Consider the following 25,360-nt stretch of genomic DNA (forward strand, 5'->3'; position numbering starts at 1 on the left):
AAGCCTGTCGGAAGGGTAGAATTGTAGTTATGAACAGAACCGAACTCATAAAATTAGCTGAATCCTGGTTTGACAGCCAGGGCTGGAAACCTTTTGCTTTTCAAAAACAAAGCTGGAAAGCCTATTTGCAGGGGAAAAACGGTTTGTTAAATGCCCCTACCGGAAGCGGAAAAACCTACGCTCTTTGGGTGCCGGTGGTGCTGGATTATATAAAAAGAAACCCCAATTTCAAAGAAAATCACAATCCGGGTCTTAAAGCTATTTGGATCACTCCGCTACGGGCGCTTTCGGTTGAAATCGAGCAGGCGGCCTCCCGCTTTGCGGCAGAAATGGGGACCCAGCTTAGCGTGGGAATCAGGACCGGGGATACCCCACAAAAAATCCGTGCGGCACAAAAACGAAAGATGCCCGATCTTTTAATCACCACCCCAGAAAGCTTGCAATTACTGCTGGCCTCTAAAGGCTATGCCAAAACCTTTAAGAACCTGGATGCGGTGATTGTAGATGAATGGCACGAACTTTTGGGAACCAAGCGTGGGGTGCAAATGGAGTTGGGTTTATCCCGTCTTAAATCTGTAGCTAAACACCTTAGAATTTGGGGCATTTCGGCTACTATCGGGAATTTGGAACAGGCCCGTGAAGTTTTGCTGGGCCCCGATTCTGAAGCTTTACAGAATTCAGAATTGATTCGGGCGAATATTAAAAAGGAAATCCAGGTGAGATCTATTATTCCGAAGAAAATGGAGCGATTTCCCTGGCGGGGACATCTGGGTTTGCATTTGCTCGATGAGGTAGTGCCCATTATCAAAAATTCAAAAACAACCTTGCTGTTTACCAATACGCGATCGCAATGTGAGATCTGGTTTCAGAAGTTAATTCATAAATATCCTGAATTTGCCGGGGAGGTGGCGATGCATCATGGCAGCATCAATAAAGAAACCAGGCTGTGGGTAGAGCAGGCCATTCGCAATGAAAGTTTGAAAGCGGTGGTATGTACCTCGAGTTTGGATCTTGGAGTAGACTTTGCCCCGGTTGAAACCATAGTGCAAATTGGCGGGCCTAAAGGCGTAGCGCGATTTTTACAACGTGCCGGCCGCAGTGGGCATCGCCCGGGTGAGGAAAGTGTGATTTATTTCCTGCCTACCCACGCGATAGAACTTATAGAAGCTTCAGCTTTGAAAAAAGCGGTTAAGGAAATGGCGGTAGAAGACCGTATCCCATACCTGCAAAGTTTTGATGTGCTGCTGCAATACCTTACTACCCTGGCGGTTTCTGACGGGTTCTTTCCGAAGGAAATTTGGCCGGAAATAAAGTCTACTTTCTGTTTTCAGGGTATTCAACCCGAAGAATGGGAGTGGGCGCTCAATTTTATTACTAAAGGCAGCCAGAGTTTGCAGGCCTATGATGAGTATAAAAAAGTGGAAATCGAAGGCGATGGCAGGTTTAAGGTGAATAATCGCGGGATTGCCATGCGACACCGCCTTCAAATTGGAACCATTGTGGGCGATGCGGTTTTAAGCGTGAAATATATGAAAGGAGGTTATATAGGAAGTATCGAAGAATGGTTTATTTCGAAGCTAAATCCGGGCGATGTCTTCACTTTCGCAGGTCGCAATCTGGAGCTAATTCACATCAAGAATATGCAGGTTCTGGTTAAAAAATCGAATAAGAAAACCGCCAAAGTGCCCAGCTGGGTGGGTGGAAGAATGAGTTTCTCGGCACAGATGAGTGAATTGTTGCGGCACGAAATGTATGAAGCTGCGGCTTCGCTCAATCAAAAATCCGGTTCTGAAGAATTAAAAGCCCTGAAACCGGTTTTGGAAAGACAGGCGAAAGAATCGATAATCCCTTCAGAAGATGAATTTCTTATCGAGAGCTTCAAAACCCGTGAGGGCTATCACGCTATCTTTTATCCTTTTGAAGGCCGCTTTGTGCACGAGGCCCTGGGCAGTTTGATGGCTTATCGCATTAGTTTACTTAAGCCAATTAGCTTCTCGATCGCTTTTAACGATTATGGCTTTGAGTTACTCAGCGACCAGGAAGTCGAAATGCAGCAGGTGTTGGATAATGATCTTTTTTCGTCGGAATTTTTGATGGATGATCTTTATAAAAGTTTAAATGCCACAGAAATGGCCAGGCGAAAATTCAGGGATATTGCAGTTATTGCCGGGATGGTTTTTACCGGCTACCCTAATAAATTGATTAAAAGCAAACATTTGCAAAGCAATTCGCAATTGCTGTTTAGCGTGTTTAGGGATTATGAAAGCGAAAATTTGCTGTATTTGCAGGCTTTTAGAGAAACCTTTGAGCATCAATTAGAAGAGGGAAGATTAAGGTTGGCGCTTCAGCGAATTTCCAAACAGAAAATTGTCTGGAAAAACTGTGAAAAACCAACCCCATTCTCATTTCCGATAATTACCGACAGGCTTCGGGAAAAGTTGTCTTCAGAAAAACTGGAAGACCGCATCAAGCGAATGCTAAAAAGCCTGGAAGCTTAAGATTGGTTGTTTTCTTTAAGTCTTTGGTTTACGTAACTGCGTACCAGCTCGGTAGTAACGCCGAATAGCACGTGGGCGATAAGTTCGTTAGCCTGGGTTTTAATGGGAACATCTGCCGGGTTTTCCTCAAGTCCTAATAAAGGGAAAGAGGTTTCGTGGGTAGAAAACCAGGTGGTGCCTCCCAGGATTACTCCATCCATCACGTTTAATTCGTCTTTATCTTTTTTTCCGTAACCATAGGCCGCACCTACCGAAGCCCCAAGAGGAAAGTTTACCATCTGTTCGGCCATAGCCTCATTATGCACGCTAATTGGCGAGCCGGTGATACGGGTAGAAAGATCGTCTAACACTTTGATCTGGGCCGAGCGTTGTTCTACTTTACGAACCGGTAAAAATTGTTCTACCATCGTTTTAACGGCAGTACCTGCAAGGCCGCCAAGGAAACCAGCGAGCAGGCCGCGGGCAGTGCCTGAAAGATGTGAGTCATTTTGGAGAAAACCACTTAAATTCATAAGTTCAATTTTTTTAATTCAATTAAAACTATTTAAAGTTTAAACTTCAGGCAACCATTTAACAAGCATTTATAACTAAATTTTTGTAAAAAACCAATATGAATCAATTCTTAAACATAGCCCTGCTTCAGGTAGATCTTAACTGGGAAAACCCCGAAGCCAACCGCAGTCTTTTCAGCAAGGAAATTGAAAACCTAAATGAAAAGGTAGACCTGATTATTCTTCCTGAAATGTTTACTACCGGCTTTAGTATGAATGCGGAAGCTCTGGCCGAGCAAATGGACGGGCCCAGCCTGCAATGGATGCGCGAAATGGCAAAATCTCAGGATGCCGCCGTTACCGGAAGCCTTATTATTGAGGAAAACAAGAATTATTACAACCGCCTGTTTTTTGTTTACCCCGATGGGAGTTATAAAATCTATGATAAGCGCCACACCTTCACCCTGGCTAAAGAAGACCAAACCTATACCGCAGGAACCGAAAAGCTGATCGTGGAATATAAAGGCTGGAAAATTTGTCCGCTGATCTGTTACGATCTTCGATTTCCCGTTTGGTCCCGAAATACCGAAGATTATGATCTTTTGATCTATGTGGCTAACTGGCCTAATAAAAGGGTTAATGCCTGGGACGCACTTCTCAAAGCCCGCGCTATTGAAAATATGAGCTATTGTGTGGGCGTTAACCGCACCGGAATAGACGGCGGAGGTTACGAATATTCAGGCCATTCGGCGGTTTATGATTGCCTGGGAAAAAATTTAACCGGAGAAGATAGAGAAGAGGTTTTTGTAGAGACCGTAAAACTCGACAAAAATCATCTTCAGGAAACCCGGGATTCACTGAAATTTCTTCAGGATAGAGACAGGTTTGAAATAAAACTTTAATCCAGGTTAAAACTTTCGCTTACATCCCAATTGGCCCGCACTTCTAAGGTATCTCTGAAATACTGAATGGGTTCGGGCTGCCTTTTTTCCAGGAAATTCCCGGTATCCCATTTATTATTGGCGTTCTCGTCTATGATTACCCGCACCAGGTATCTTCCCGGTCTTACATAGGGAAATTCGATACTGCCAGATGAATTTGGAGGAAATTCGGCAATAACTTTTCCTTCGAGATCGGTTAGCTGGGCGATTAAATTGCGCTCTCTCCTGTTCTGAAGTCTAATTACTACATTGCCATAATCTGCCAGGGACCGGGTGCTTAGGTTTTGGCGAATGGTATCGTTGGTTTTCCCGAACATATCGGTAACCGCTCCTGGAAGTGCCCTAAATTGGTAGCGATTACTTTCGGTTTTGTCGAAAATTATACGCAGCTGATTTTTTCTAAGTTCGAGTACTGTGCTAAAAGCCACCTCAACCGAATCCTGATCGATAATTCTAATAAATTCTTCATTGCTTTCTACCAATGGCGTGTTGGCTCTAAGCCTAAAATCCTGGTTGAGTTCGATAGTTCCCGAAGGTTCGGCGGTGATCTTTAAGGAATCTCTTTCGGGATTGGCAATTTTCGCAAAAAGCGTGTCCCGTGTGCCGGGGCTTCGCACCTCAAAAGAAAGGCTGTCTATTTCGAGTTTTGGTTTGTACCAATAGTAAAGCGTGTCGGTTTGAGGATCTTTCACCAGGCGGGAATCGAAGCCCTCAGGAGTTGGATTAAGCAATCTAATTTCAACGCTATCGGGATTTACAAAGCCTTCATAGCCAAAAATAATTTGCTGGCCCTTAAAGAGTTTAGGCCTTGCGGGAGTGAAAGTTAGTTCTTCTTTAAATAAGGTGAGATGATAGGTAGAATCGGTTGGAATGCTAATGGGATCGGCTACAAATCCTATTTTTTCACTTTTTGGATTATAACGGTAATTGTCATTGTTGTCTTCAATAGCTACCAGTTTATAGGTACCGGCCTTAAGGTTTTCCAGTTCAAAATTTACGCTGCTATCAAGGGTGTAGGTTACATAAAATGGATCTTGTTTATACACTACCGAGTCGGTATAGGCCGAGTCTACTTGATAGAGAAAAACCGAGATAAATTCGGCCGGGGCCTTTAGTCTTGCATCGCTAACACTTCCGGTAACCTTTAAGGAGTCCAGATATGAACCGGTGGAAAATACATATTTGAAATAAGGCAACGGATTTCCTTCATTATTGTCTACAATACTTTTTCCGAAGTTAATCGTGTAGGTAGTATTGGGTTGCAGGCTATCGAGGTTTTGAATTCGAATATCCCTGCGGGGGCTACCCAATGGCAATATAGAAGGCCGCGGATTTATAGGCGGGGAAATAATGATTTGCTGCCGGGGGTTATCGAGTTTTAAATATTCGTCGAAATAAATTCGAATTTCTTCCCGCTTGAAATTAGTGTTGTAATTTTCGGGGGAAGCGCGAAGAAACTTTGGCGGGTCTTCATCTATGGGCCCACCTTCGGGCATACCCTTTTTGGCACATTGCACCAGGCTAAGTAAAAGAACGCAAACAAGCAGGATACCGGGAATTCGCTTCAGCATAATTTATTTTAAAATCTACTCACAAAGAAACGATTATTATTCATTTTTCTGAAAGTATCAATCGGTTATCGCCATTGCGGCCAGGCTAAGTTGCAGGCCGGGAATTTGGTTGAGTTTATTTCCGCAGGCTTCCAGAGTAGCGCCGGTGGTGATAATATCATCGGTGAGCAGTACTTTTTTATGCTGAAGTTTTTCTGAATTTTCGACCTCAAAATTAGCATCGATTTCGCCCCAGCGGGCCAGGCGTTCCTTTAGAGTTTGAGTGGCTGAAGCCGTTCGTTTTACCAAAACATCGTCTATATACTCAGCCTGTAAACTCAAGGCCAGCTCGCGGGCAAAATTCTCCACCTGGTTGTACCCCCGGCTTTTTAATTTTCTTTTATGCAAAGGTACCGGAAGCACCACCTCGATTTCTTTAAATTTTTGATTTTCTGATAATTGAGCACCCATCCAACGGCCCAGGTAAGTGCCAATATCTTTTTGCCCTTTGTATTTGAGATTATGCATTAATTGCTGAACTTTGGTTTTCCTGGCAAAATGTAGAAATGCGGTAGCAGAAACCACCTCCAGTCGCCCATAAAATACTTTTTTAACAGGATTTTCGTTTTCAAGATGATAGTTGGTTAAAGGAAGTTCATGTAGGCAGCAGGTGCATATAACGCATTCATTGTTAAGGAGTTCGGCTTCGCAGCAGTTGCAAATTTCCGGGTATAACAAATTTATGAAATCGTGAAACATTTGTTAAGTGCGTTTTGCTAAGTGGTTTAAACCTATAAATTTACAAACTAAATCAATCTGTTAATATGATGACTGAGAAGAAAAACAACACCGCTTTGAAAGTCTTAACCGGAATTCTGGCTGTGGCTTTGGTCGCTCTTGGAATTTACACGGTTAAATTTTACAATGAGGAAAAAGAAAATAAAGCCATCCTCCAAAAGGAAAAAGCCGTAATCGAAGACGAGCTCAATGACCTTATTATCAAATATGATGAGGCCATTGAAGAGAATGAGATTATGGATCAGGATCTGGTGAATGCGCGGGAACGCATTTCACGGCTTTTAGATTCGGTTAAAGACAATGAAGCCAATCTGGTTTTGATTTCCCGGTACAGAAGAGAAATCAGTAACCTGAGAGCCGAAAAAGACAGGCTCTTCCGCGTGGTAGATAGTCTTAGCGCCGAAAACCAAAGAATGACGACGACTTTAGACAGTACCAGTATCGCCTTACAGGAAAGAACCAGACTTTCAGATTCTCTTCAAAATACCAATCAGAGTCTATCAAATAAAGTAGATAGGGCCGCGCAGCTAAAAATTACCAATCTTAGCGGCGAAGGTGTGATTGTAAGAAATAGCGGTAAACTCGTAGAAAATGATCGTACCCGACGTGTAGACCAGATTAGAACCTGTTTTACTATCACTGCTAATGATCTGGCAGGACCGGGAGAACGCAATATGTATGTTCAGGTTTACAATCCCGAAAACGAACTGGTAGGCGATGAAATCGTGGTAAATCACGAGGGTGGACCTATGGTTTACAGTGCTGCATCTAAAGTTTATTATGAAAATAATGAACTCGATGTTTGTATTCTGAGCAATACCAGCGAGGACAAGCTACTTGAAGGGACTTATAAGGTTTATGTCTATGCCGACGCAACCTTGTTGGGAACCGGTTCTTTTAGTTTGAGATAAATTAGAAATTAAAATTTACAAAAGCCGTCTTGGTATTAATCAGGGCGGTTTTTCTATTTTTGCGCTATGGCAAAACAAGACGATCAATTTAAAAATGTAATATCCCATGCAAAAGAGTATGGGTATATTTTTGCATCGAGTGAAATATATGATGGGTTAAGCGCGGTTTATGACTATGGTCAAAACGGTGCTGAACTCAAGAAAAACATCAAGGATTACTGGTGGAAAAGCATGGTGCAAATGCATCAAAACATAGTAGGCCTGGATTCTGCGATTTTAATGCATCCTACCACCTGGAAGGCTTCAGGTCACGTAGATGCTTTTAACGATCCATTAATCGATAATAAAGATTCCAAAAAACGCTATCGTGCCGATGTATTGATTGAAGATTATGCTGAAAAAATCAATCAAAAAGCCCAGAAAGAGATAGAAAAAGCCAGGAAGCGTTTTGGTGAGAAATTCGATGAAGAAGAATTTGTAAACACCAACCCCAGGGTAATTCGGTATAGAACTGAACAGAAGGAAATCCTGGAGCGTTTAGCCAAATCGCTTTCCGATGAAAACCTGGCCGATGTTAAGGCTTTGATCGAGGAGCTTGGAATTGCCTGCCCCGAGAGCGGTTCGAAAAATTGGACCGATGTAAAGCAGTTCAATTTAATGTTCGGTACCAAGCTGGGAGCTTCGGCCGAGTCGGCTACCGATCTTTACCTTAGACCCGAAACTGCACAGGGAATTTTCGTGAACTTTTCTAACGTTCAGAAAACCGGGCGAATGAAAATTCCTTTTGGAATAGCACAAATAGGTAAAGCCTTTAGAAACGAAATTGTAGCCCGACAGTTCATTTTTCGCCAGCGGGAATTTGAGCAAATGGAAATGCAGTTTTTTGTGCGTCCCGGCGAAGAATTAAAATGGTTTGAATACTGGAAGGAAACCCGCCAAAAATGGCACGCTTCGCTTGGTTTGGGTGATGAAAATTACCGTTTCCATGATCACGAAAAACTGGCGCATTACGCTAATGCTGCCACCGATATAGAATTCAATTTCCCCTTCGGATTTAAAGAACTGGAAGGAATTCACTCCCGTACCGATTTCGACCTGAAAGCTCACGAAGAATATTCAGGAAAAAAACTTCGTTTTTACGATCCCGAATTAGGAGAGAATTATGTGCCTTATGTAATTGAAACTTCCATAGGATTGGATAGAATGTTTTTGGCGGTTTTCTCGTCTTCTCTTCAGGAAGAAGAGCTAGAAGGTGGAACCACCAGAACCGTACTGAAACTACCGGCAATTCTTGCTCCCACCAAGGCAGCGGTCCTCCCATTGGTTAAAAAAGATGGCCTGCCAGAGTTGGCAAAGGAAATCATCGATGAATTAAAATGGGATTTCCAGGTGCAATATGATGAAAAAGATGCCATTGGCCGTCGTTACCGTCGCCAGGATGCTGCGGGAACCCCACTATGTATTACGGTAGACCACGATTCCTTAGAAGATAGAAGCGTAACCCTGCGATACAGGGATTCTATGGAGCAAAAACGAGTTTCAATTAGCGAGCTAGCCGGGCTAATTCGAAAAGAAGTAGAATTTAGAAGTTGGATGGGATAGGAATTCCCTACTAAAATAGTCTTAAAAGAGGTGGCGAAAATTAGATTCGTTGCCTCTTTTGTTTTTGATATTTCAAGATTGTTTATTTTTAAAGAATATTTGAAATATCTCCAGATGAAAAAACTATTACTTCTTTTTCTTTTTAGCTTACTTTTTCATCCTGGACTGCAGGCTCAGGTTAGAGAAATAGCCGGCCCGGTTTATATTGATTCGGCCAGGGCAGTCCTGTCATCATCATTTTCAAAACGCAAATTACAGGCCCCTTCTACGGAATATAAATTGTACAACCCCAGAAACCGCGGGATTAATGCCGTGGTTCCAGGGAAGGGTTTACCAAAGACTCAGGACCCGGCCGCACAGCTCAAAATGGGAGAAATTCCCGGAAGGGCCCCACTCATCACTTTTGAAGCTGCCTCCACCCGTTCGACGCCCTCAGACCCTACAGGCGCTAAAGGTCCAAATCATTATGTAAACGGATGGAATTCGGCATTTTCAATTTTTGATAATGAAGGAAATCAAATCACGCCGCCCGCTTCCCTTGCAAGTATAGGAGGCGAGTTCACCAACGAAAATCTGGGGGATCCCATAATTTTATACGATGAATTTGCCGATAGGTTTATCATAAGCCAATTTAGCGACACTCCTGAAAGTTTTCTTGTAGCCATTTCGCAGGGGCCAAACCCCGTGACCGATGGCTGGTATACTTACAGGTTTCCAACCAATGGGGTATTACCAGATTATCCGAAAATTTCGGTTTGGAGCGACGGCTATTATATCACTACGAATAAAAACTGGAGAACCGCCGGGGAGACCCCGGTGATTTATGCCATTGAACGCGATAAAATGCTGGTGGGAGAATCGGCCAGGGTGGTTGGTTTTCCGCTACCTGGGATTCGTACCAATGGGTTTTACAGCCCTGCTGGATTTAATGCTACCGGGAACAGACTACCTCCACGCGGGAATGCACCTATAATTTATTTGCAGGATGATGCCTGGTCTGGGGTAGAGGTAGACCATCTTAAATTATGGAATGTGAACATGGATTGGAATTCCATAGGGAATTCCACAATTTCAGAATCCCAGGAACTTGGCCCTGGCCAGGGAGTTTCTCCCTTTATAGCTACTTTCGATGGGGGCTCTTTTGAAAACCTTTCCCAGCCATTTGATGGTCGCGATATAGATGTGTTGCAGGCCGCGATGATGTACAGCACCCAATACCGCAGGTTTGCTTCGCATAATTCGGTGGTGATGAATTTTGTGGTAGATGTAGACCCGTCTCCGGGAGAGCACGCGGCCATTCGCTGGTATGAATTAAGGCAGCCTGCCGATGGTGGCAACTGGCAGGTGCATCAGGAAGGAACCTATGCGCCAGATAAAAGCGATCGTTTCTGCGGAAGTATTGGAATAGACGCGCTGGGGAATATTGGTCTTGGGTATACGGTGTTGGACGATAGCCCTGAAAACCCAATTTTTCCCTCATTGCGTTATACGGGAAGATATGTAAACGATCCTCCCGGGCAAATGACTGTGGAAGAGCGCAGCATCATAGAAGGGCAAAGCAATAACCCGAGTTTTAGATATGGCGATTATGCTCATCTTGCCGTAGATCCCGATGACGGGTTAAGCTTTTGGCATAACGGCGAATATTTTGATGGACTTGAGCGTAAAAATCAGGTGGGTGTGTTCAAGATTGCACCCGACTTTCCTAACGATGTTGGTGTTATCGCTTTGGTTTCTCCCACCGATGCTACATTGGGAAATAATGAAGAAATCACCATTAGAATTCGAAATTTCGGTACTAATGCCCAGTCTAATTTTGAAGTGAGTTACCAGATCGATGGGGGCGAGCCAGTTACTGAAACCTTTACGGGAAGTATTGCAGCCACCAGCACTGCCGAATATACTTTTTCCCAAACCGCCGATCTATCGGAAGAAGGCAGGGAATATGATTTTGTACTTAGCACCTATCTCGATATAGATCAGGCTGAATTTAATGACGCCTATGAAACCACGGTAACCCATTTACTGCCTAATGATGTTGGGGTGACCTCCATAGATTCTCCAGATAATGGGCAGAACCTGGGAATGGAGCAGGTGGCCGTTACTATTGAAAATTTTGGAGGGATGCCGCAATCCAATTTTCCGGTAGAATACAGGGTGAACAATAATTTTAGCGTGGTGCAGAATTACACGGGAAGTTTAGAACCTGGCGAAAATGATGTGTTGATTTTTGATCGGGCTGCAAATTTATCTAATCCCGGCAGGTATAGAATTAGTGCCCGAACCCGGCTTGAAAATGACCAAAAGGAATCCAACGATGAAAAGGTGAAATTTGTAGTACACCAGGATTGTATTCCTGAAGGTTCAGATTGTACTTATGGGGATGGGATTTTCTCTTTTGAATTGGGCGATATTCTGAATGAGAGAATTCCCTGTGGAAATGGATATGAAGATTTTACCAGCGATTTCACCGATCTTGATCGCGCCCAGTCCACGCACGAAGTTAGGGTGCAGAGCCTATACGCCAGCGATGACGATGAACAAATGTCTATGTGGATAGATTTCAATGACAATGGGGTATTTGAAGATTCAGAACGGGTGATTACTTCTGAAGTTATTCCTACCCGAAGAAGCTGGCATAGTGTGAGTTTTACTTTACCCGGCGATGCCGCTTTGGGAGAACATTTACTCAGGGTTCGTGCCGGAGACGTTAGTTTTGAAGGTGATCTAAACGATCCCTGTAATGTTATGGAGTACGGGACTACCCACGATTATACCGTTAATATCATAGACAGCAATCTCGACATTGAGGATTTTCTGCTTAACGATGCCGATTTAATCATTATTTCTGAAGATCAGCGCTATTTTAGAGCTATCATGGAAACCGATTTTGATGAGACCCTGCGCATCACCATTCACGATATCACCGGAAGAAAAATACTCGAAAACCAGGTGTATAATGATGGTCTTGGCTACACTTATGAATTCGATATGAGTTATGCGGCCCGTGGAGTGTATTTGGTAAGAATGGGCACCCGAAAAGTAGGAAAGGTCAAGCGAATAATTGTGAAATAAATATTTTCCTGTTTTTAAACTTTTGTTCCATTTGTGCATTCTTCAGATAAGTTTATTTTTGGGGAAAATACCTTCCTATGAAAATTATTTCTTATAACGTTAATGGAATAAGAGCTGCGATAAGAAAAGGATTTTTAGAATGGGTCCAACAGGCCAATCCAGATGTGCTTTGTCTTCAGGAGATAAAAGCCGAACCTAACCAATTGAATCTCGAAGATTTTGAAGAAGCCGGTTTTCCTTATCATTACTGGTATCCTGCTCAAAAAAAAGGTTATAGCGGGGTTGCGATTTTGAGCAAAGTGGAACCTAAGAATGTCGAATACGGCACCGGAATCGATTATATGGATTTCGAGGGGCGAAACCTAAGGGTTGATTTTGATGATTTTTCGGTGATGAGTTTGTACCTGCCATCGGGAACAAACCTGGCCAGGCTGGATCATAAGCTTCAATATATGGCCGATTTCCAGGAATATATAGATGAATTAAAAGAAGAAGTGCCTAATTTGGTGATTTGTGGCGATTATAATATTTGCCATCGCGCCATAGATATTCACGATCCCGTAAGATTGAAAAACGTATCGGGCTTTTTACCGGTGGAAAGGGAATGGATTGATAATTTCATGAAAAGCGGATTTATAGATTCTTTCAGGCACTTTAATGACGAAGCGCATCACTATTCCTGGTGGAGTTATCGCGCGAATGCCCGGGCCAATAATAAAGGCTGGAGAATCGATTATAATTTGGTGGCCGAACCTCTGGAAGATCGTTTAAAACGCGCGGTTATTTTACCCGATGCTTTACATAGTGATCATTGTCCCGTACTTGTTGAATTAGAATAAACCTATCTATGAAAAAAATACTTTTAATCGCCAGCATTTCGGCTTCAGTCTTGAGTTCTTGTGTTTCTTCAAAAAAATTTAATGAACTGGATTCAAAATACAGCAGGCTGCAAACCGAGAACAGAGATTTAAACAGGGAATTGGAAAAATTCCGTGGTATGGAGTCTGAATATCGAAATTTGCAGGAAGAGCATGCAGCCCTTCAACAACAATTTCAAAAGCTAACCACCGATTTTAATACTTTGGAAGCTTCGCATCAAAAACTTCGAAATTCGTACGATGCGCTTTCAGAAAATTCTTCAGCAGCCATAGCCGAAAATTCCAGGCAAAACCGCGAGCTGCTTAGTCAGTTGGATGAAAAAGAGCGCAGGCTGGCAGCTGAACAGGCCCGGTTGGAAAAACTCGAAAAAGATCTCGATGCCAGGTCGCGTAGAATTGATGAACTGGAAAGTTTAATCGCTTCCAAAGATGCAAAAATGAATGCTTTGCGCGAGGCAGTTTCCAAAGCGCTAACCAATTTTGAAGGCAAAGGCTTAACCGTAGAGCAAAGAGACGGTAAAGTTTATGTTTCTATGGAAAATAAATTGCTATTCAGTTCGGGGAGCTGGGCGGTAAATGCCGAAGGCCGGCAGGCTGTAAATCAGTTAGGAGAAGTATTGGCTCAAAACCCTGATATTTCGGTTTTAATTGAAGGGCATACCGACAATGTGCCTTATGGCGGAAGTGGAGCTCTGAAAAATAACTGGGATCTTTCAGTAAAACGAGCCACTTCTATCGTAGAAATTCTAAGACTTAATCAAAATATTGATCCTTCAAATCTTACTGCTGCAGGTCGTGGAGAACATGCGCCGGTGGCCAGCAACGAAACTTCCGAAGGAAAAGCAAAAAACCGCAGAATTGAAGTTATTCTGGCTCCAAAGCTGGATGAGGTCACCAAATTGCTGCAGGAAACCGAATAACCACCCCAAACCAACCTGATGAAATATACTGCCTTACCTAATTCTGATATAAAAGTTAGTAAAATATGCCTGGGCACGATGACCTGGGGACAACAAAACTCTGAAGCCGAAGGACATTCCCAAATCGATCTCGCATTGGAAAAAGGGGTGAATTTTCTCGACACCGCCGAAATGTATGCAGTACCGCCCAAACCCGAAACCCAGGGACGTACCGAAGAAATAATAGGAACCTGGTTAAAGAAAACCAGTCGCCGGGATGAGGTGGTTCTTGCTTCGAAAGTTGCCGGGCCCGGTCGTGCTGTGGCGCATATTAGAGATAATTTGGGCTTCAGCAGGGAAGCAATGGAAGAAGCCCTGGATAAGAGCCTAAAACGCCTGCAAACCGATTATATAGACCTTTACCAGTTGCACTGGCCGGAGCGCAATACGAATTTCTTTGGAAAACTTGACTATAAGCACAAGGCAGACGAAGAATGGGAAGATAATTTCAGGGAAATCCTGGAGAATTTGGAACAGTTCGTCAAAAAAGGAAAAATTCGTCTTGCAGGCCTTTCTAACGAAACCCCTTTTGGGGTGATGCGCTGCGTGGAAGAGGCGAGGCAGGCCTATCTTAGAATGAGCACGGTGCAAAACCCGTATAGCCTTTTGAATAGAAAAGATGAGATTGGCTTAACCGAGGTTTTAGAAAGGGAAAATGTGGGTTATTTGCCTTATTCTCCTTTAGGTATGGGGATGTTAACCGGGAAGCATCTCAGCGGTCTGGCAAAAAACAGCCGGCTGGACCTTTTTCCGCAGTATTCCAGGTATACAGGCGAGAGAGCGATGGAAGCTACCAAAGCTTACAAAGAAATAGCCGATAAACACGAGCTTAATTTTACACAAATGTCTCTGGCTTTTGTAAATAGCAGGTCTTTTGTGACCAGCAATATTATTGGAGCTACTTCGAATGAACAATTGCTGGAAAATATAGAAAGTATTGATTTGCAGCTTACGCCTGAGGTTCTAGAGGATATCGAAAAGGTGCATTTGTCAAATCCGAATCCTGCGCCTTAAAGCGGGCTTGCCAGGCTTTGGTGAATAAATACGGCCTGGTCATTACGGGTGCGGGCGTGAATCCATTGATCGCTTTTACCCAAATACTTCAGGGTGTCGCCGGCCTCTAGCCGGCCTATGATTTTTGAACCCGTAGTGCCGGGTTTATTTCGAAGATTCGCAGTGCTGCCGTTAATCTTCAGGTTTTGTGGTTTTTCAGAAATAAAATCTTCTGGTTGAAGCTCTGGATAGGTAAAAACAAAAGGCAGCGGATTAATTGCACCCCGGTAACTGCGGTAAATCCCGAAGTGTAAATGAGGCGGGGTGGTTCGTGCATTTCCGGTATTGCCAACAAAACCAAGGGTGTCACCAATTTTCACGTTTCCGGAAACATTTGCTATGCTGTCTAAATGCGCGTAGTAAAGCGAAAGATTTCTTTTGCTATCTCTTAGCCAAACCTGTTTTCCGCCTAAACCTTTTTCTCCGGTAAAACCAATTCTACCATTCGTAGCTGCGATTACCGGCGTGCCGCGGTTTGCAAAAATATCGATGCCTTCGTGGCTGCGGGCACCACCATCCCGGTTGGCTCCCCAAAAACTTTTAATGGCCGAATTTCCCATTCCGGCTACCGGAAATTTAAAAACCGGCTGTTTTTCTATTAAAAACCGGTAGTTGCCAGAAGCTTCTATGCCGGGCTGTAAAACCAGTTTGTAATTGGAAGCATCTTTGGCTTCAAACAAAAACGGCTTGTTTTCCAGTTTAATTGATTCAAGTTTCCGAAATTCCCGTATGCTATCCCCACCTACTTCAAAAAGTTCCATAAATACCGGCCCTAAAAGAGTATCTGATTCCAAAGAAAAGCTCAATCGCTCCCCGGCCTGTAAATTGAGATCATAAGAATAGATCTCAAAGCTGCGGGGAAAGAATTTTCCGGTTTGTGAATAAGGCAAATCGGGGCTTAGGCTATCCCGTTGTGCGAGTTCTAACTGTGCTTCCCAAATCTCAAATAACTCATCTGAAATTTCAAAATCTCTCTGGTATTTCTCCCTGGCTGTGGGTTTGGTAATAAGATCTGAAGCTTTATTGATCTGAGAACAGCCTGTAAATAACAAGAGAAGGCTCAGAAACAAAAAAATATATGGGCCGGTTTTTTTCATAGCAGCCTGATTTATTCAGAAATTATGCCAGTTTAGCCGAAGAGATGGCTAACCACGTCTTCTATGCGATTTACTTTTACGATGCTTATGTTGTAATTTTCCTTCGGAAGTTTGCTTTGTTTGGAGATTAAAATCCAGGCGAAACCGAGTTTTTCAGCTTCGAGTATGCGTTGTTCTACACGGGGGACGGGCCGTATTTCTCCTGCCAGGCCAACCTCAGCCGCAAAACAAACATCCTTTTCAACAGGAATATCCTCATTTGAAGATAGGATCGCGGCTACCACAGCCAAATCTATAGCCGGGTCGTCAACGCTTATGCCCCCGGTGATATTCAGAAATACATCTTTTGCTCCCAGCCTGAAACCCGCGCGTTTTTCAAGCACGGCAAGGATCATATTTAATCTTTTGGCATTATAACCGGTGGTAGAGCGCTGTGGGGTACCATAAACCGCCGTGCTTACCAAAGCCTGAATCTCGATCATAAGCGGGCGCATACCTTCAAGAGTTGAAGCAATTGCAGTTCCACTAAGGGAATCGTCATTTCGTGAGATAAGAATTTCAGAAGGATTATTAACCTCTCTCAGGCCGCTGCCCTGCATTTCGTAAATTCCCAGTTCGTGGGTGGAGCCAAAGCGATTTTTATGGGCTCTAAGAATGCGGTAAACGTGGTTTCTGTCACCTTCAAACTGCAGAACGGTGTCTACCATATGTTCCAGCACTTTAGGGCCTGCAATGCTGCCTTCTTTGGTGATATGACCAATTAAGATTACCGGGGTGTTGGTTTCTTTAGCGAATTTAATTAGTTCGGCGGTACATTCGCGAATTTGCGAGATACTGCCTGCAGCGCTTTCTATATAATCGCTGTGCAAGGTTTGAATCGAATCGATGATAACTACCTCGGGCTCCAATTCTTCAATTTGCCTGAAAATATTTTGAGTTTTTGTCTCGGTAAGAATGTAACAATTAGTAGGATTGGAATGAATACGCTCTGCCCGCATCTTAATTTGCTGCTGACTTTCCTCACCAGAGACGTATAAAACTTTATACTTAAGCAGTAATGAAATTTGAAGTAAAAGCGTGCTCTTTCCAATTCCCGGTTCCCCTCCCAAAAGCGTAAGGGAGCCCGGAACAAGACCGCCGCCCAAAACCCGATTTAACTCCTGGTTAGAAGTGTCCATCCGGTCCTGGGGTGCCGTCTCGATTTCAGCAATTCTTAGAGGTTTTGCGGTTTTCCGGGCATTGTTTTGCGCCGGAGTTTTCCAGCTTTTTGGGTCGGGTTTTTCTACAAGTTCTTCAGCAATAGTGTTCCATTGATTACAGGCCGAGCATTTGCCCTGCCACTTGGAATATTGACTGCCACAATTCTGGCAATAAAAAGTAGTCTTAACCTTGGCCATAAAGCGAGAAATAGTTTTCGCTAATAACCGAAATCTTTTTTAATTGCATCGGCTCTGGCTAACATAAAATCGGTATCCAGGAATCCAATTTTTTGCTGTCCGTAGGCATTCTGATAGGTTCTCATCGCCTTTTTAGGATTACCAGTTTCCTCTTCGTAACGTGCTTCGAAGTAAATACCCAGCATAGTGCCCGGGTAGTGCTCATAAGCCATTTTACTTAAGGCTTTATACTCATCCCAGCGCCTGGTCTTTTCGATGGCTTTATTTACAGCCATAAAATCGTTAAGCCTAATTTTCTTTTTAACTCCAAATAAATTATTGATGTTGCTATACTTTTCATTTAAATAATCTACTGAAGAGATCGAGGTTTGCATCAGGACGTCGTTATATTCTTTGGTAGTAATGGGGCGATAAACCTCGAACATACTTTCAAGTGCAGAAGGGATAGCTTTACCTACCAGAGAATAGTGAGTTGCATTTGGGAAATTATCAAAAGTATAGGCCAGCTTATCGCTGTTTATCTTTTTAAGTTCCCCATCGCATTTCAGGATTTTTTCTTTTAGATCGCTAATATCATCGCTTCCGGTGGCCATATAATAATATTTCTTCCGGCTTTGATTGGCCAGGGCTCCGGCAATACGCTCGGTCATTTGTGGCGCCAGATCTGGGCTAAGGTTGATGTAGCCATCAAAAATAGGATCTTCCTTCAGCAAATAATAATTGATGAAGTTTGCAGTATAATCGTGGCCTACAATAACCTTAAAATCGGCTGTGCGATAATTTTTATCGATATGCGTCAGCAGTTCCATTCCCAGGAATTCAAAGAAATCGGCTCCCGTGTCTATAGGAAGGAATGTACGATCTGGGTCATAATAGGCATCGTCATAGCGTTTGTTGTCGTGCATAACGCCTACGACTATCATTTCGGGACTGTCTTCCCAATATGAATAGTAATCTACGTTACCGGCAACAGGTTCAAAAAGGTATTCCCCGTCTAAAACTACCATTACAGGATAGCTTTTATCGCTGTTTTGCTCGTAGTTTCGGGGCAGTTGGATCTTGATTCGGCGCTCTTCGCCTAACTTCTGAGACTTAAGAGTCTCGTATTTAATTTGACCGGTAAGCAGGGCCGGAGCCACCATTACCAGCAGTAAAAGTAATTTTTTCATCATAGGTGCATTCTTGGTTAATACTCAACAAGGTAAAGATAATTTTTGACTCAGGCTCAGGCTGTTAAAGAAATTGCAAAGCTCTATTTTTAAGGAAAAGCTTAACAGCAAGTCTTAAAAACAGCTCCTAGGGTTTAACAATTTCGTCTTTTTGGGACTTACGGTTAAGTATAGGGAGTAGGATAAATGAAAGTCCGCCGAGAACTAAAACTAATAAGGTTTGAGACGCCCAGGTGATCCAGCCAAAGGCTTCACCCGATTGTTTGCTGATTCCGAAGAGAATTAAGATAGCGCCAATGGCTACGGGATAAACTCCAATTCCGCCATTGGTAGCCGAAATTGCAAGCGAACCCACCACAAAGGCAGCCATCACCATACCCGGGCTTGCTTTTTCGGCCAGTTCAGGAACCGAATAGATAATCACCCAAAACATAAGCACGTACATAAGCCAAATAAACAGGGTGTGAAAAATAAAGGCCCATTTTTGCTGCATTTTAAAAATGCTGCGCATTCCTTCCAGAAGTCCCTGAGCCATTTTTCGAATGCGAACCAGAAAGGGAATTTTTGAATGCTGAATAATTTTTAACCCGCCAAGAAACCCCAGAACTAAAACAGCCAAAACAATGAGACTGGTGAGCGGATTGATGTTATTGGCCTCAAAATAGGTTAAAAGATGCTCGGTTTGTAAAAATATGGTGCCGGCCATAATTAATAGCATGATACAAACGTCGGCTATTCTTTCAGAAATTATGCTTCCGAAGGCTTTTTCAAAAGGGATTTTCTCGTAAGTGGAAAGACTTGCGGCCCGTAGCACCTCTCCCGATCTGGGTATACCGAAGTTGGCCAGGTATCCGGCCATAACCGCCATAAAGGAATTGGAAAACCGGGGTTTGAAGCCCATTGGTTCCAGCATAAATTTCCAGCGGTAAGCGCGTGATATATGTGAAAGCGTTCCAAAAAGTATGGAGAGTAAAATCCAAAGGGGGTTTGCATTGATAATATTGAGCCAAAGCTCTTGGCGTTCCTCGGGGGTGGCGCGGCCAAGAGAATACCAGATGAGAAAAACTCCCAATGCAAGCGGGAGTACAATTTTTAAAATATTAGCTGTTTTTTTCTTCAAGGAATTATTTCAGCAAATTGGTTTCTTCGTCGGGGAACACCAGTGAGGGCTTAAAGTTCTTAGCTTCTTCCAAATCCATTAAAGCATAAGCGATTAAAATCAAAACATCTCCTTTGGCTACTTTTCTGGCTGCCGCACCATTTAAGGTGATCTCTCCCGAATTTCGTGGCCCGGGAATTACATAGGTTTCCAGCCTTTCCCCATTGTTGTTATTTACAATTTGAATTTTTTCGCCCTCAATAATATTGGCGGCTTCCATAAGATCTTCATCGATGGTGATGCTTCCAATATAATTAAGATCGGCTCCGGTAACTTTTACGCGATGAATTTTAGATTTTACTACGTGAACAAGCATGGAATTTAATTAGGAATTTAAGGCAATATTATCGATCAAGCGTACATCTCCGGCATAGGCCGCGATAAAAGCGCGATATTGATTGCCCGGTCTTTTTCTTTTAATTTTTTTCAATGTTTTGGTATTGGCAATTTCAAAATACTCCAGTTTTAAAAACGGATGATTTTCGAATTGGGTTTGCACCCATTGCCGCACATAATCTGCACTTTCTGTGCCAAATAAATCCCTGGCTCTTTGCAGGGTTTCATAGATATAAGAGGCTTTTTCGCGATGCAGTTCGCTTAGTCGTTCATTGCGCGAACTCCTTGCAAGCCCCGACTCCTCTCTTAGAATAGGGCAGCCAACAATCTCTACCGGAAGCCCGGCTTTTTCTACCAGTTTTCTAACGATTTGCAATTGCTGAAAATCTTTCTCTCCAAAAAAGGCTTTATCGGGTTTAATTGTCTCCAAAAGAATTTTAACCACCGTTCCTACCCCGTTGAAGTGTCCAGCGCGAAATTCACCTTCCATCACTTTTTCCAGGCCGTCAAAATTGAAGTTTTGGGAACTTACTTTCGAGCCATAAAGCTCTGCCGGGCTGGGGGCAAAAATCCAGAAATCGCCATTTAAATCGCTCAATAAATCAAGATCTGATTGCAGGTTTTGGGGATATTTTTCCAGATCTTTTGGATTGTCGAACTGGGTAGGGTTTACAAAAATGCTAATCACCACCTGGTCACAGGCTCGAGATGCCTGTTTTACCAGAGATAAGTGACCCTCGTGCAGGGCGCCCATAGTGGGCACAAAACCAATGCTTTTTCCGGCTTCCCGGGCTCCTGTAACAGCATCAATAAGAGCTTGCTTTTGCTTAAAAACCTGCATTTTAATTCAAAATTAACAGCGTGCAAACTTAATATATTAAGGTGACTCTGCATAAATTTTTGTAATTTTGCGTGTTTTTTGTTCGCAATCGCATTTAAAGCACCAAATTTATGAAAGATAAGAGGATATTATACGTATCATCTGAAGTAATACCTTACCTTCCCGAAACTGAAATTTCATCAACCTCTTTTGAAGCCGCCAAAATGGTGAATAACCTGGGTGGTCAAATCAGGATATTTATGCCCCGGTTTGGAAATATCAACGAGCGCAGGCACCAATTACACGAGGTTATTCGCTTATCGGGGATGAATCTGGTAATTAATGATCTGGATATGCCTCTAATCATTAAAGTGGCCTCGATTCCTAAAGAGAGAATGCAGGTGTACTTTATCGATAATGAAGATTATTTTAAAAGAAAGGCAACCCTTACCGATGAAGACGGGAATTTGTTTTCTGACAATGATGAACGAGCCATATTTTTCGCAAAAGGCGTAATTGAAACCGTTAAAAAATTGAACTGGTCGCCCGATATCATTCACGTTCACGGTTGGCTGGCCTCCTTGCTTCCTTTGTATCTTAGACGATATTATGGCAACGACCCTTTGTTTACCGAAGCTAAAATTGTAACCTCGGTATACAATCAAAGTTTCGATGGGACGTTAGACATGGAAATGCGAGACAAAATTCTTTTTGATGGAATGGAAAAATCAGATATCAAACATCTGAAAGAACCCAGTTATCAAAACCTAATAAAAACAGCTGCCGATCATTCTGATGCCCTTATAATTGGTGGAGATAATGTTCCGGCAGACTTAGTAGATTACCTGGAAAAAATCAATAAACCCTTATTGCCTTACAAGACCCGGGAAGAGTTATCCCAGGCTTACCAGGATTTCTATACTACCAAAGTTTTATCCTAATAGAAATTATTGCTGAATGATATTTAAAAAAACTAGGCTGGGGATTGCAGCACTATTTGGAATCGCTGTAAGTTTTACAGCTTGTGATGATGAATTCGTAGAAGTTGGAGGTGAAGTAATAGAAAATCCTACCGATATTGATTTTTTAGAGTTAGAGGTAGGGTCCTACACCCAGGATCTTAAATCTGTACAGACCAACAATTTAACCGATTACCAACTGGGGGCCTATAACCATCCGGTTTATGGTTTGAAACAGGCCAGTATTTTAACACAATTGTCCTTAGGTTCTACTCCTCCTGCTTTTGGAACCGAACCAGAGTTAGATAGTGTGGTAATGAGTATACCCTACTATTCCCGTGAAGGTGAAAGCAATGACGCAGGCGATTTTGACTATATCCTTGATTCAATTTTCGGAAATCAGCCATTCAAACTTAGTATTTATGAGTCGGGTTATTTTCTAAATGATTTAGATCCCGATGCCGATTTCCAGGATGCTCAAAAATATTATAGCGATCAACAGGATGTGTTTGAGCAAAACATAGTTGGGGAAGCTTTATATGTAGATGAAAATTTCAGGCCTTCGAGCAACGAAATTGTAGACTATGAGTTTAATGGTGAGGAAAATGACACCATCGTTTCACCACCGGCACTGCGTATTAAACTTCCGGTTTCATTTTTTGAACAAAAAATTCTGGACCGCGCTGGGTCTTCACAGCTTTCGAACAACAATAATTTCAGAAACTACTTTAGAGGTCTTTTCATTAAAGCTGAAGCCATTAATAATGATGGTAGCCTTATTTTTCTGAATCCCGCTTCGGGTCGGGTTCGTTTGTATTATACCAATGAACAGGAGATCGAAGATGAAGATGGAGAAACCCAAACCGCAAGACTTCGCAATCAATATACTTTTAGCTTTGAGTCTAATGTGGTGAATACTTTCCGAAATGAGAAGCCAGGAGATGTTACTGCTGAAATCGAAGATTCACAAAATGCCGGTGCGGCCCGAAATTTGTATCTGCAGGGTGGCGAAGGTAGTATAGCGGTAATCGATTTATTTGAAGATGAGGCCGAACTGCAGGAACTTAGGGAAAGAAACTGGATTTTTAATGAAGCCAGTCTTAAATTGTATGTTAACCAGGAAAAAATGAGTGGGCTTACCGAGCCCGAAAGACTTATCGTTTATGATCTTACCAATAATCGTATGATCGCAGATTATGCTTTTTCAAGTACTCAATTGAGGGACCTAAGTCAGAATGATCCCTTAAATTCTCTGACCACCTTTTCAAGACCCCTGGAAAGAGGAGAAGATGAGAACGGGATATTTTATAAGATAATGCTTACCCAGCACGTTAGGAATATATTGAATAACGATGGGGATAATGTAAAACTTGGATTGGCAGTAGTGCAAAATATTAATCGTGTAGGCTTAGTGGGCGTAAGAAATTCTGGTGAGGTGAAGCGAGTGCCTACTTCTACGGTAGAAGCGCCTTTTGGAACCGTGATTCACGGAAATTTCTCTGATGACGAAGAAAAGCGCCTGAAACTTAGAATTTACTATACTGAAACTGAATAATAATTTAACCAGGAAACTTAACTTATGTGCGGAATTGTAGGTTATATAGGGCATAGGGATGCTTATCCCATAGTGCTGAAGGGACTTCAAAGATTGGAGTACCGCGGATATGATAGTGCGGGAATTGCCCTGCATAACGGTGAAGATCTAAACCTTTGTAAAACCAAAGGTAAAGTTGCCGATTTAAAAGAAAAATTAGAAAGTTCAATGCCCACCAGCGGAAACGTTGGGATTGGCCATACCCGATGGGCAACCCACGGGGAACCAAATGATGTGAACTCTCACCCTCATTATTCAAATTCCGGAGATCTTGTGATCATCCACAATGGGATTATTGAAAACTATGATGCTCTTAAAAAAGAGTTGAAAAGCAGAGGTTACACCTTTGAAAGCGATACCGATACCGAAGTGTTGGTGAACCTTATCGAAGACGTGATTCTTAAAGAAGGAGTAAAGCTTGGAAAAGCAGTTCAAATTGCGCTTAACCAAACTATTGGAGCTTATGCGATTGCTGTTTTTAATAAAACCAAGCCCAACGAGATAGTGGTAGCCCGTTTGGGAAGTCCGTTAGCTATTGGGGTTGGAGAAGACGAATTTTTTATCGCTTCAGATGCTTCCCCATTTATTGAATTTACCAATAATGCGATTTACCTGGAAGACGGTGAAATGGCTGTGGTAAGACGCAATAAAGGCGTTAAAGTGAGAAAGATCCAGGATGATACCCTGGTAGATCCTTATGTACAGGAACTTCAGTTAAATCTTGAGCAAATTGAAAAAGGTGGTTATGACCATTTTATGCTGAAGGAAATTCACGAGCAGCCAGCTGCGATTACAGATACTTTCCGTGGAAGAATGTTGGCCGATGAGGGTATTATTAGAATGGCCGGGGTAGACGATAATCTTGAGCGAATCGCCAATGCCAAACGAATTCTTATCGTTGCCTGCGGTACCAGCTGGCACGCCGGTTTGGTGGCGGAATATATCTTCGAAGAATTGGCGAGAATTCCTGTAGAGGTAGAATATGCTTCAGAATTCAGGTATCGTAACCCGATTATTTCTGAAAAAGACGTGATTATTGCAATTTCCCAAAGTGGAGAAACTGCCGATACTATGGCGGCCATAAAACTTGCCAAGGAAAAAGGCGCTTTTGCCTTTGGAGTGTGTAATGTGGTGGGATCTTCAATTTCCAGAGAAACTCACGCCGGGGCTTATACCCACGCGGGGCCAGAGATTGGAGTGGCTTCTACCAAAGCTTTTACTACTCAGATTACGGTATTGACTTTAATGGCGCTGAAACTCGCCAAGCATAACGGCACGATTTCGAACTCCGATTTCAGAACTTATTTGCAGGAGATGGAGCGTATTCCGGGTAAAATCGAAAAAGCTCTTGAAGGCGATGCACATATTAAAATGATCGCCGATATCTATAAAGATGCCCGCAACTGTTTGTACCTGGGAAGAGGTTTTAACTTCCCTGTTGCACTTGAAGGGGCTCTTAAGCTTAAAGAGATTTCCTACATCCACGCTGAGGGTTATCCCGCAGCCGAGATGAAGCACGGGCCTATCGCTCTTATCGATGAAGAAATGCCGGTGGTAGTGATTGCTACCAAGAGAGGTCATTATGAAAAGGTGGTGAGCAACATCCAGGAGATCAAATCCAGAAAAGGTAAAATTATCGCTATAGTTACCGAAGGAGATGAAGAGGTGAGAGAATTGGCCGATCACGTGATCGAGGTGCCCGAAACTCTGGAGCCGCTTACTCCGTTAGTGACCACTATTCCGCTTCAGCTGTTATCGTATCATATTGCAGTAATGCTTGGAAAGAATGTAGACCAGCCACGAAACCTGGCAAAATCGGTTACTGTAGAATAAGCAGGCTTCCGAAGAATAAATTTAAAATCCCTTTTAGAGCAATCTGAAAGGGATTTTTATATGGAATGAATTTTTATGGAGGTTGAATCAATGAAGAATCTTCCAAAATTCAGCCTGAATTTTCAGAAAATCTAAAATGTTTTTCTGCTGAAATCGCGCGATTTAAGGCTTGTGGCGCCAAGCTAAAAAGTTCTGCTTTATGGAATATGATTTTATCAGGAAAAAACTATCTTTGCAGCC

General features: G+C 42.8%; 20 protein-coding genes. 11 read left to right on the plus strand and 9 right to left on the minus strand.

Annotated features, from left to right (window positions below; genetic code table 11):
• Positions 1 to 29 precede the first annotated feature (29 nt).
• Positions 30 to 2,498: a ligase-associated DNA damage response DEXH box helicase gene (locus ACW6QP_RS02215; RefSeq protein ID WP_457909197.1), complete on the plus strand. Its 2,469-nt coding sequence runs from the start codon at positions 30 to 32 to the stop codon at positions 2,496 to 2,498.
• Here the strand turns inward: ACW6QP_RS02215 and ACW6QP_RS02220 are convergent.
• Positions 2,495 to 3,010: a DUF1440 domain-containing protein gene (locus ACW6QP_RS02220; protein ID WP_457909198.1), complete on the minus strand. Its 516-nt coding sequence runs from the start codon at positions 3,008 to 3,010 to the stop codon at positions 2,495 to 2,497. The genes ACW6QP_RS02215 and ACW6QP_RS02220 overlap by 4 nt on opposite strands.
• 98 nt (positions 3,011 to 3,108) lie before the next feature.
• Between ACW6QP_RS02220 and ACW6QP_RS02225 the strand changes: the two genes are divergently transcribed.
• A complete protein-coding gene (locus ACW6QP_RS02225) occupies positions 3,109 to 3,891 on the plus strand; it encodes an amidohydrolase (RefSeq protein ID WP_457909199.1) in 783 nt (260 codons plus the stop codon).
• Here the strand turns inward: ACW6QP_RS02225 and ACW6QP_RS02230 are convergent.
• Entirely contained in the window at positions 3,888 to 5,501 is a 1,614-nt protein-coding gene (locus ACW6QP_RS02230; protein ID WP_457909200.1) for an Ig-like domain-containing protein, read from the minus strand. The genes ACW6QP_RS02225 and ACW6QP_RS02230 overlap by 4 nt on opposite strands.
• Positions 5,502 to 5,558: 57 nt before the next feature.
• Complete coding sequence (locus ACW6QP_RS02235) at positions 5,559 to 6,239, minus strand: ComF family protein (RefSeq protein ID WP_457909201.1); 681 nt, start codon at positions 6,237 to 6,239, stop codon at positions 5,559 to 5,561.
• A gap of 65 nt (positions 6,240 to 6,304) precedes the next feature.
• Here ACW6QP_RS02235 and ACW6QP_RS02240 point away from each other — a divergent pair, with 65 nt between their 5' ends.
• From ACW6QP_RS02240 to ACW6QP_RS02265, 6 genes are all read left to right on the plus strand, one after another.
• The gene (locus ACW6QP_RS02240) at positions 6,305 to 7,189 is read left to right on the plus strand and encodes a hypothetical protein (RefSeq protein ID WP_457909202.1); all 885 of its coding nucleotides are present in this window, start codon (positions 6,305 to 6,307) and stop codon (positions 7,187 to 7,189) included.
• A 66-nt stretch (positions 7,190 to 7,255) separates the two neighbouring features.
• Positions 7,256 to 8,791 carry a glycine--tRNA ligase gene (locus ACW6QP_RS02245; RefSeq protein WP_457909203.1) on the plus strand — a complete coding sequence of 512 codons (1,536 nt, stop codon included), beginning with the start codon at positions 7,256 to 7,258 and terminating at the stop codon, positions 8,789 to 8,791.
• Positions 8,792 to 8,905: 114 nt separating this feature from the next.
• Positions 8,906 to 11,866, plus strand: coding sequence for a GEVED domain-containing protein (locus ACW6QP_RS02250; RefSeq protein WP_457909204.1), 2,961 nt, complete (start codon positions 8,906 to 8,908; stop codon positions 11,864 to 11,866).
• Between the two features lie 77 nt (positions 11,867 to 11,943).
• Positions 11,944 to 12,705, plus strand: coding sequence for an exodeoxyribonuclease III (locus ACW6QP_RS02255; RefSeq protein WP_457909205.1), 762 nt, complete (start codon positions 11,944 to 11,946; stop codon positions 12,703 to 12,705).
• Between the two features lie 8 nt (positions 12,706 to 12,713).
• Positions 12,714 to 13,664 (plus strand): OmpA family protein, encoded by a 951-nt coding sequence (locus ACW6QP_RS02260; RefSeq protein WP_457909206.1) that lies wholly within the window; start codon positions 12,714 to 12,716, stop codon positions 13,662 to 13,664.
• Positions 13,665 to 13,682: 18 nt separating this feature from the next.
• On the plus strand, positions 13,683 to 14,717 hold the full coding sequence (locus tag ACW6QP_RS02265; RefSeq protein ID WP_457909207.1) for an aldo/keto reductase: 1,035 nt from the start codon (positions 13,683 to 13,685) through the stop codon (positions 14,715 to 14,717).
• On the opposite strand, the gene ACW6QP_RS02270 is transcribed toward ACW6QP_RS02265, so the two are convergent.
• The 6 genes from ACW6QP_RS02270 to panC all read right to left on the minus strand — a co-directional run bounded on the left by ACW6QP_RS02270 (position 14,714) and on the right by panC (position 20,755).
• Positions 14,714 to 15,853, minus strand: a complete 1,140-nt coding sequence (locus ACW6QP_RS02270) for a peptidoglycan DD-metalloendopeptidase family protein (protein WP_457909208.1) — start codon at positions 15,851 to 15,853, stop codon at positions 14,714 to 14,716. The genes ACW6QP_RS02265 and ACW6QP_RS02270 overlap by 4 nt on opposite strands.
• Positions 15,854 to 15,885: 32 nt before the next feature.
• Complete coding sequence (gene radA / locus ACW6QP_RS02275; protein WP_457909209.1) at positions 15,886 to 17,250, minus strand: DNA repair protein RadA; 1,365 nt, start codon at positions 17,248 to 17,250, stop codon at positions 15,886 to 15,888.
• A 20-nt stretch (positions 17,251 to 17,270) separates the two neighbouring features.
• Positions 17,271 to 18,422 (minus strand): alpha/beta hydrolase, encoded by a 1,152-nt coding sequence (locus ACW6QP_RS02280; RefSeq protein ID WP_457909210.1) that lies wholly within the window; start codon positions 18,420 to 18,422, stop codon positions 17,271 to 17,273.
• A gap of 124 nt (positions 18,423 to 18,546) precedes the next feature.
• Positions 18,547 to 19,539, minus strand: a complete 993-nt coding sequence (locus ACW6QP_RS02285) for a lysylphosphatidylglycerol synthase transmembrane domain-containing protein (protein WP_457909211.1) — start codon at positions 19,537 to 19,539, stop codon at positions 18,547 to 18,549.
• Positions 19,540 to 19,543: 4 nt separating this feature from the next.
• Positions 19,544 to 19,894, minus strand: coding sequence for an aspartate 1-decarboxylase (gene panD, locus ACW6QP_RS02290; protein ID WP_457909212.1), 351 nt, complete (start codon positions 19,892 to 19,894; stop codon positions 19,544 to 19,546).
• A gap of 9 nt (positions 19,895 to 19,903) precedes the next feature.
• Entirely contained in the window at positions 19,904 to 20,755 is an 852-nt protein-coding gene (gene panC, locus ACW6QP_RS02295) for a pantoate--beta-alanine ligase (protein ID WP_457909213.1), read from the minus strand.
• A gap of 110 nt (positions 20,756 to 20,865) precedes the next feature.
• On the opposite strand from panC, the gene ACW6QP_RS02300 reads away from it, so the two are divergent.
• From ACW6QP_RS02300 to glmS, 3 genes are read left to right on the plus strand one after another with little or no spacing between them, the layout of a single operon-like run.
• Positions 20,866 to 21,675 carry a glycogen/starch synthase gene (locus ACW6QP_RS02300; protein ID WP_457909214.1) on the plus strand — a complete coding sequence of 270 codons (810 nt, stop codon included), beginning with the start codon at positions 20,866 to 20,868 and terminating at the stop codon, positions 21,673 to 21,675.
• A gap of 16 nt (positions 21,676 to 21,691) precedes the next feature.
• Entirely contained in the window at positions 21,692 to 23,248 is a 1,557-nt protein-coding gene (locus ACW6QP_RS02305) for a DUF4270 domain-containing protein (RefSeq protein WP_457909215.1), read from the plus strand.
• A 24-nt stretch (positions 23,249 to 23,272) separates the two neighbouring features.
• Positions 23,273 to 25,120: a glutamine--fructose-6-phosphate transaminase (isomerizing) gene (gene glmS, locus ACW6QP_RS02310; RefSeq protein WP_457909216.1), complete on the plus strand. Its 1,848-nt coding sequence runs from the start codon at positions 23,273 to 23,275 to the stop codon at positions 25,118 to 25,120.
• Positions 25,121 to 25,360: the final 240 nt, after the last annotated feature.

The organism is Salegentibacter haimaensis (assembly GCF_054121495.1).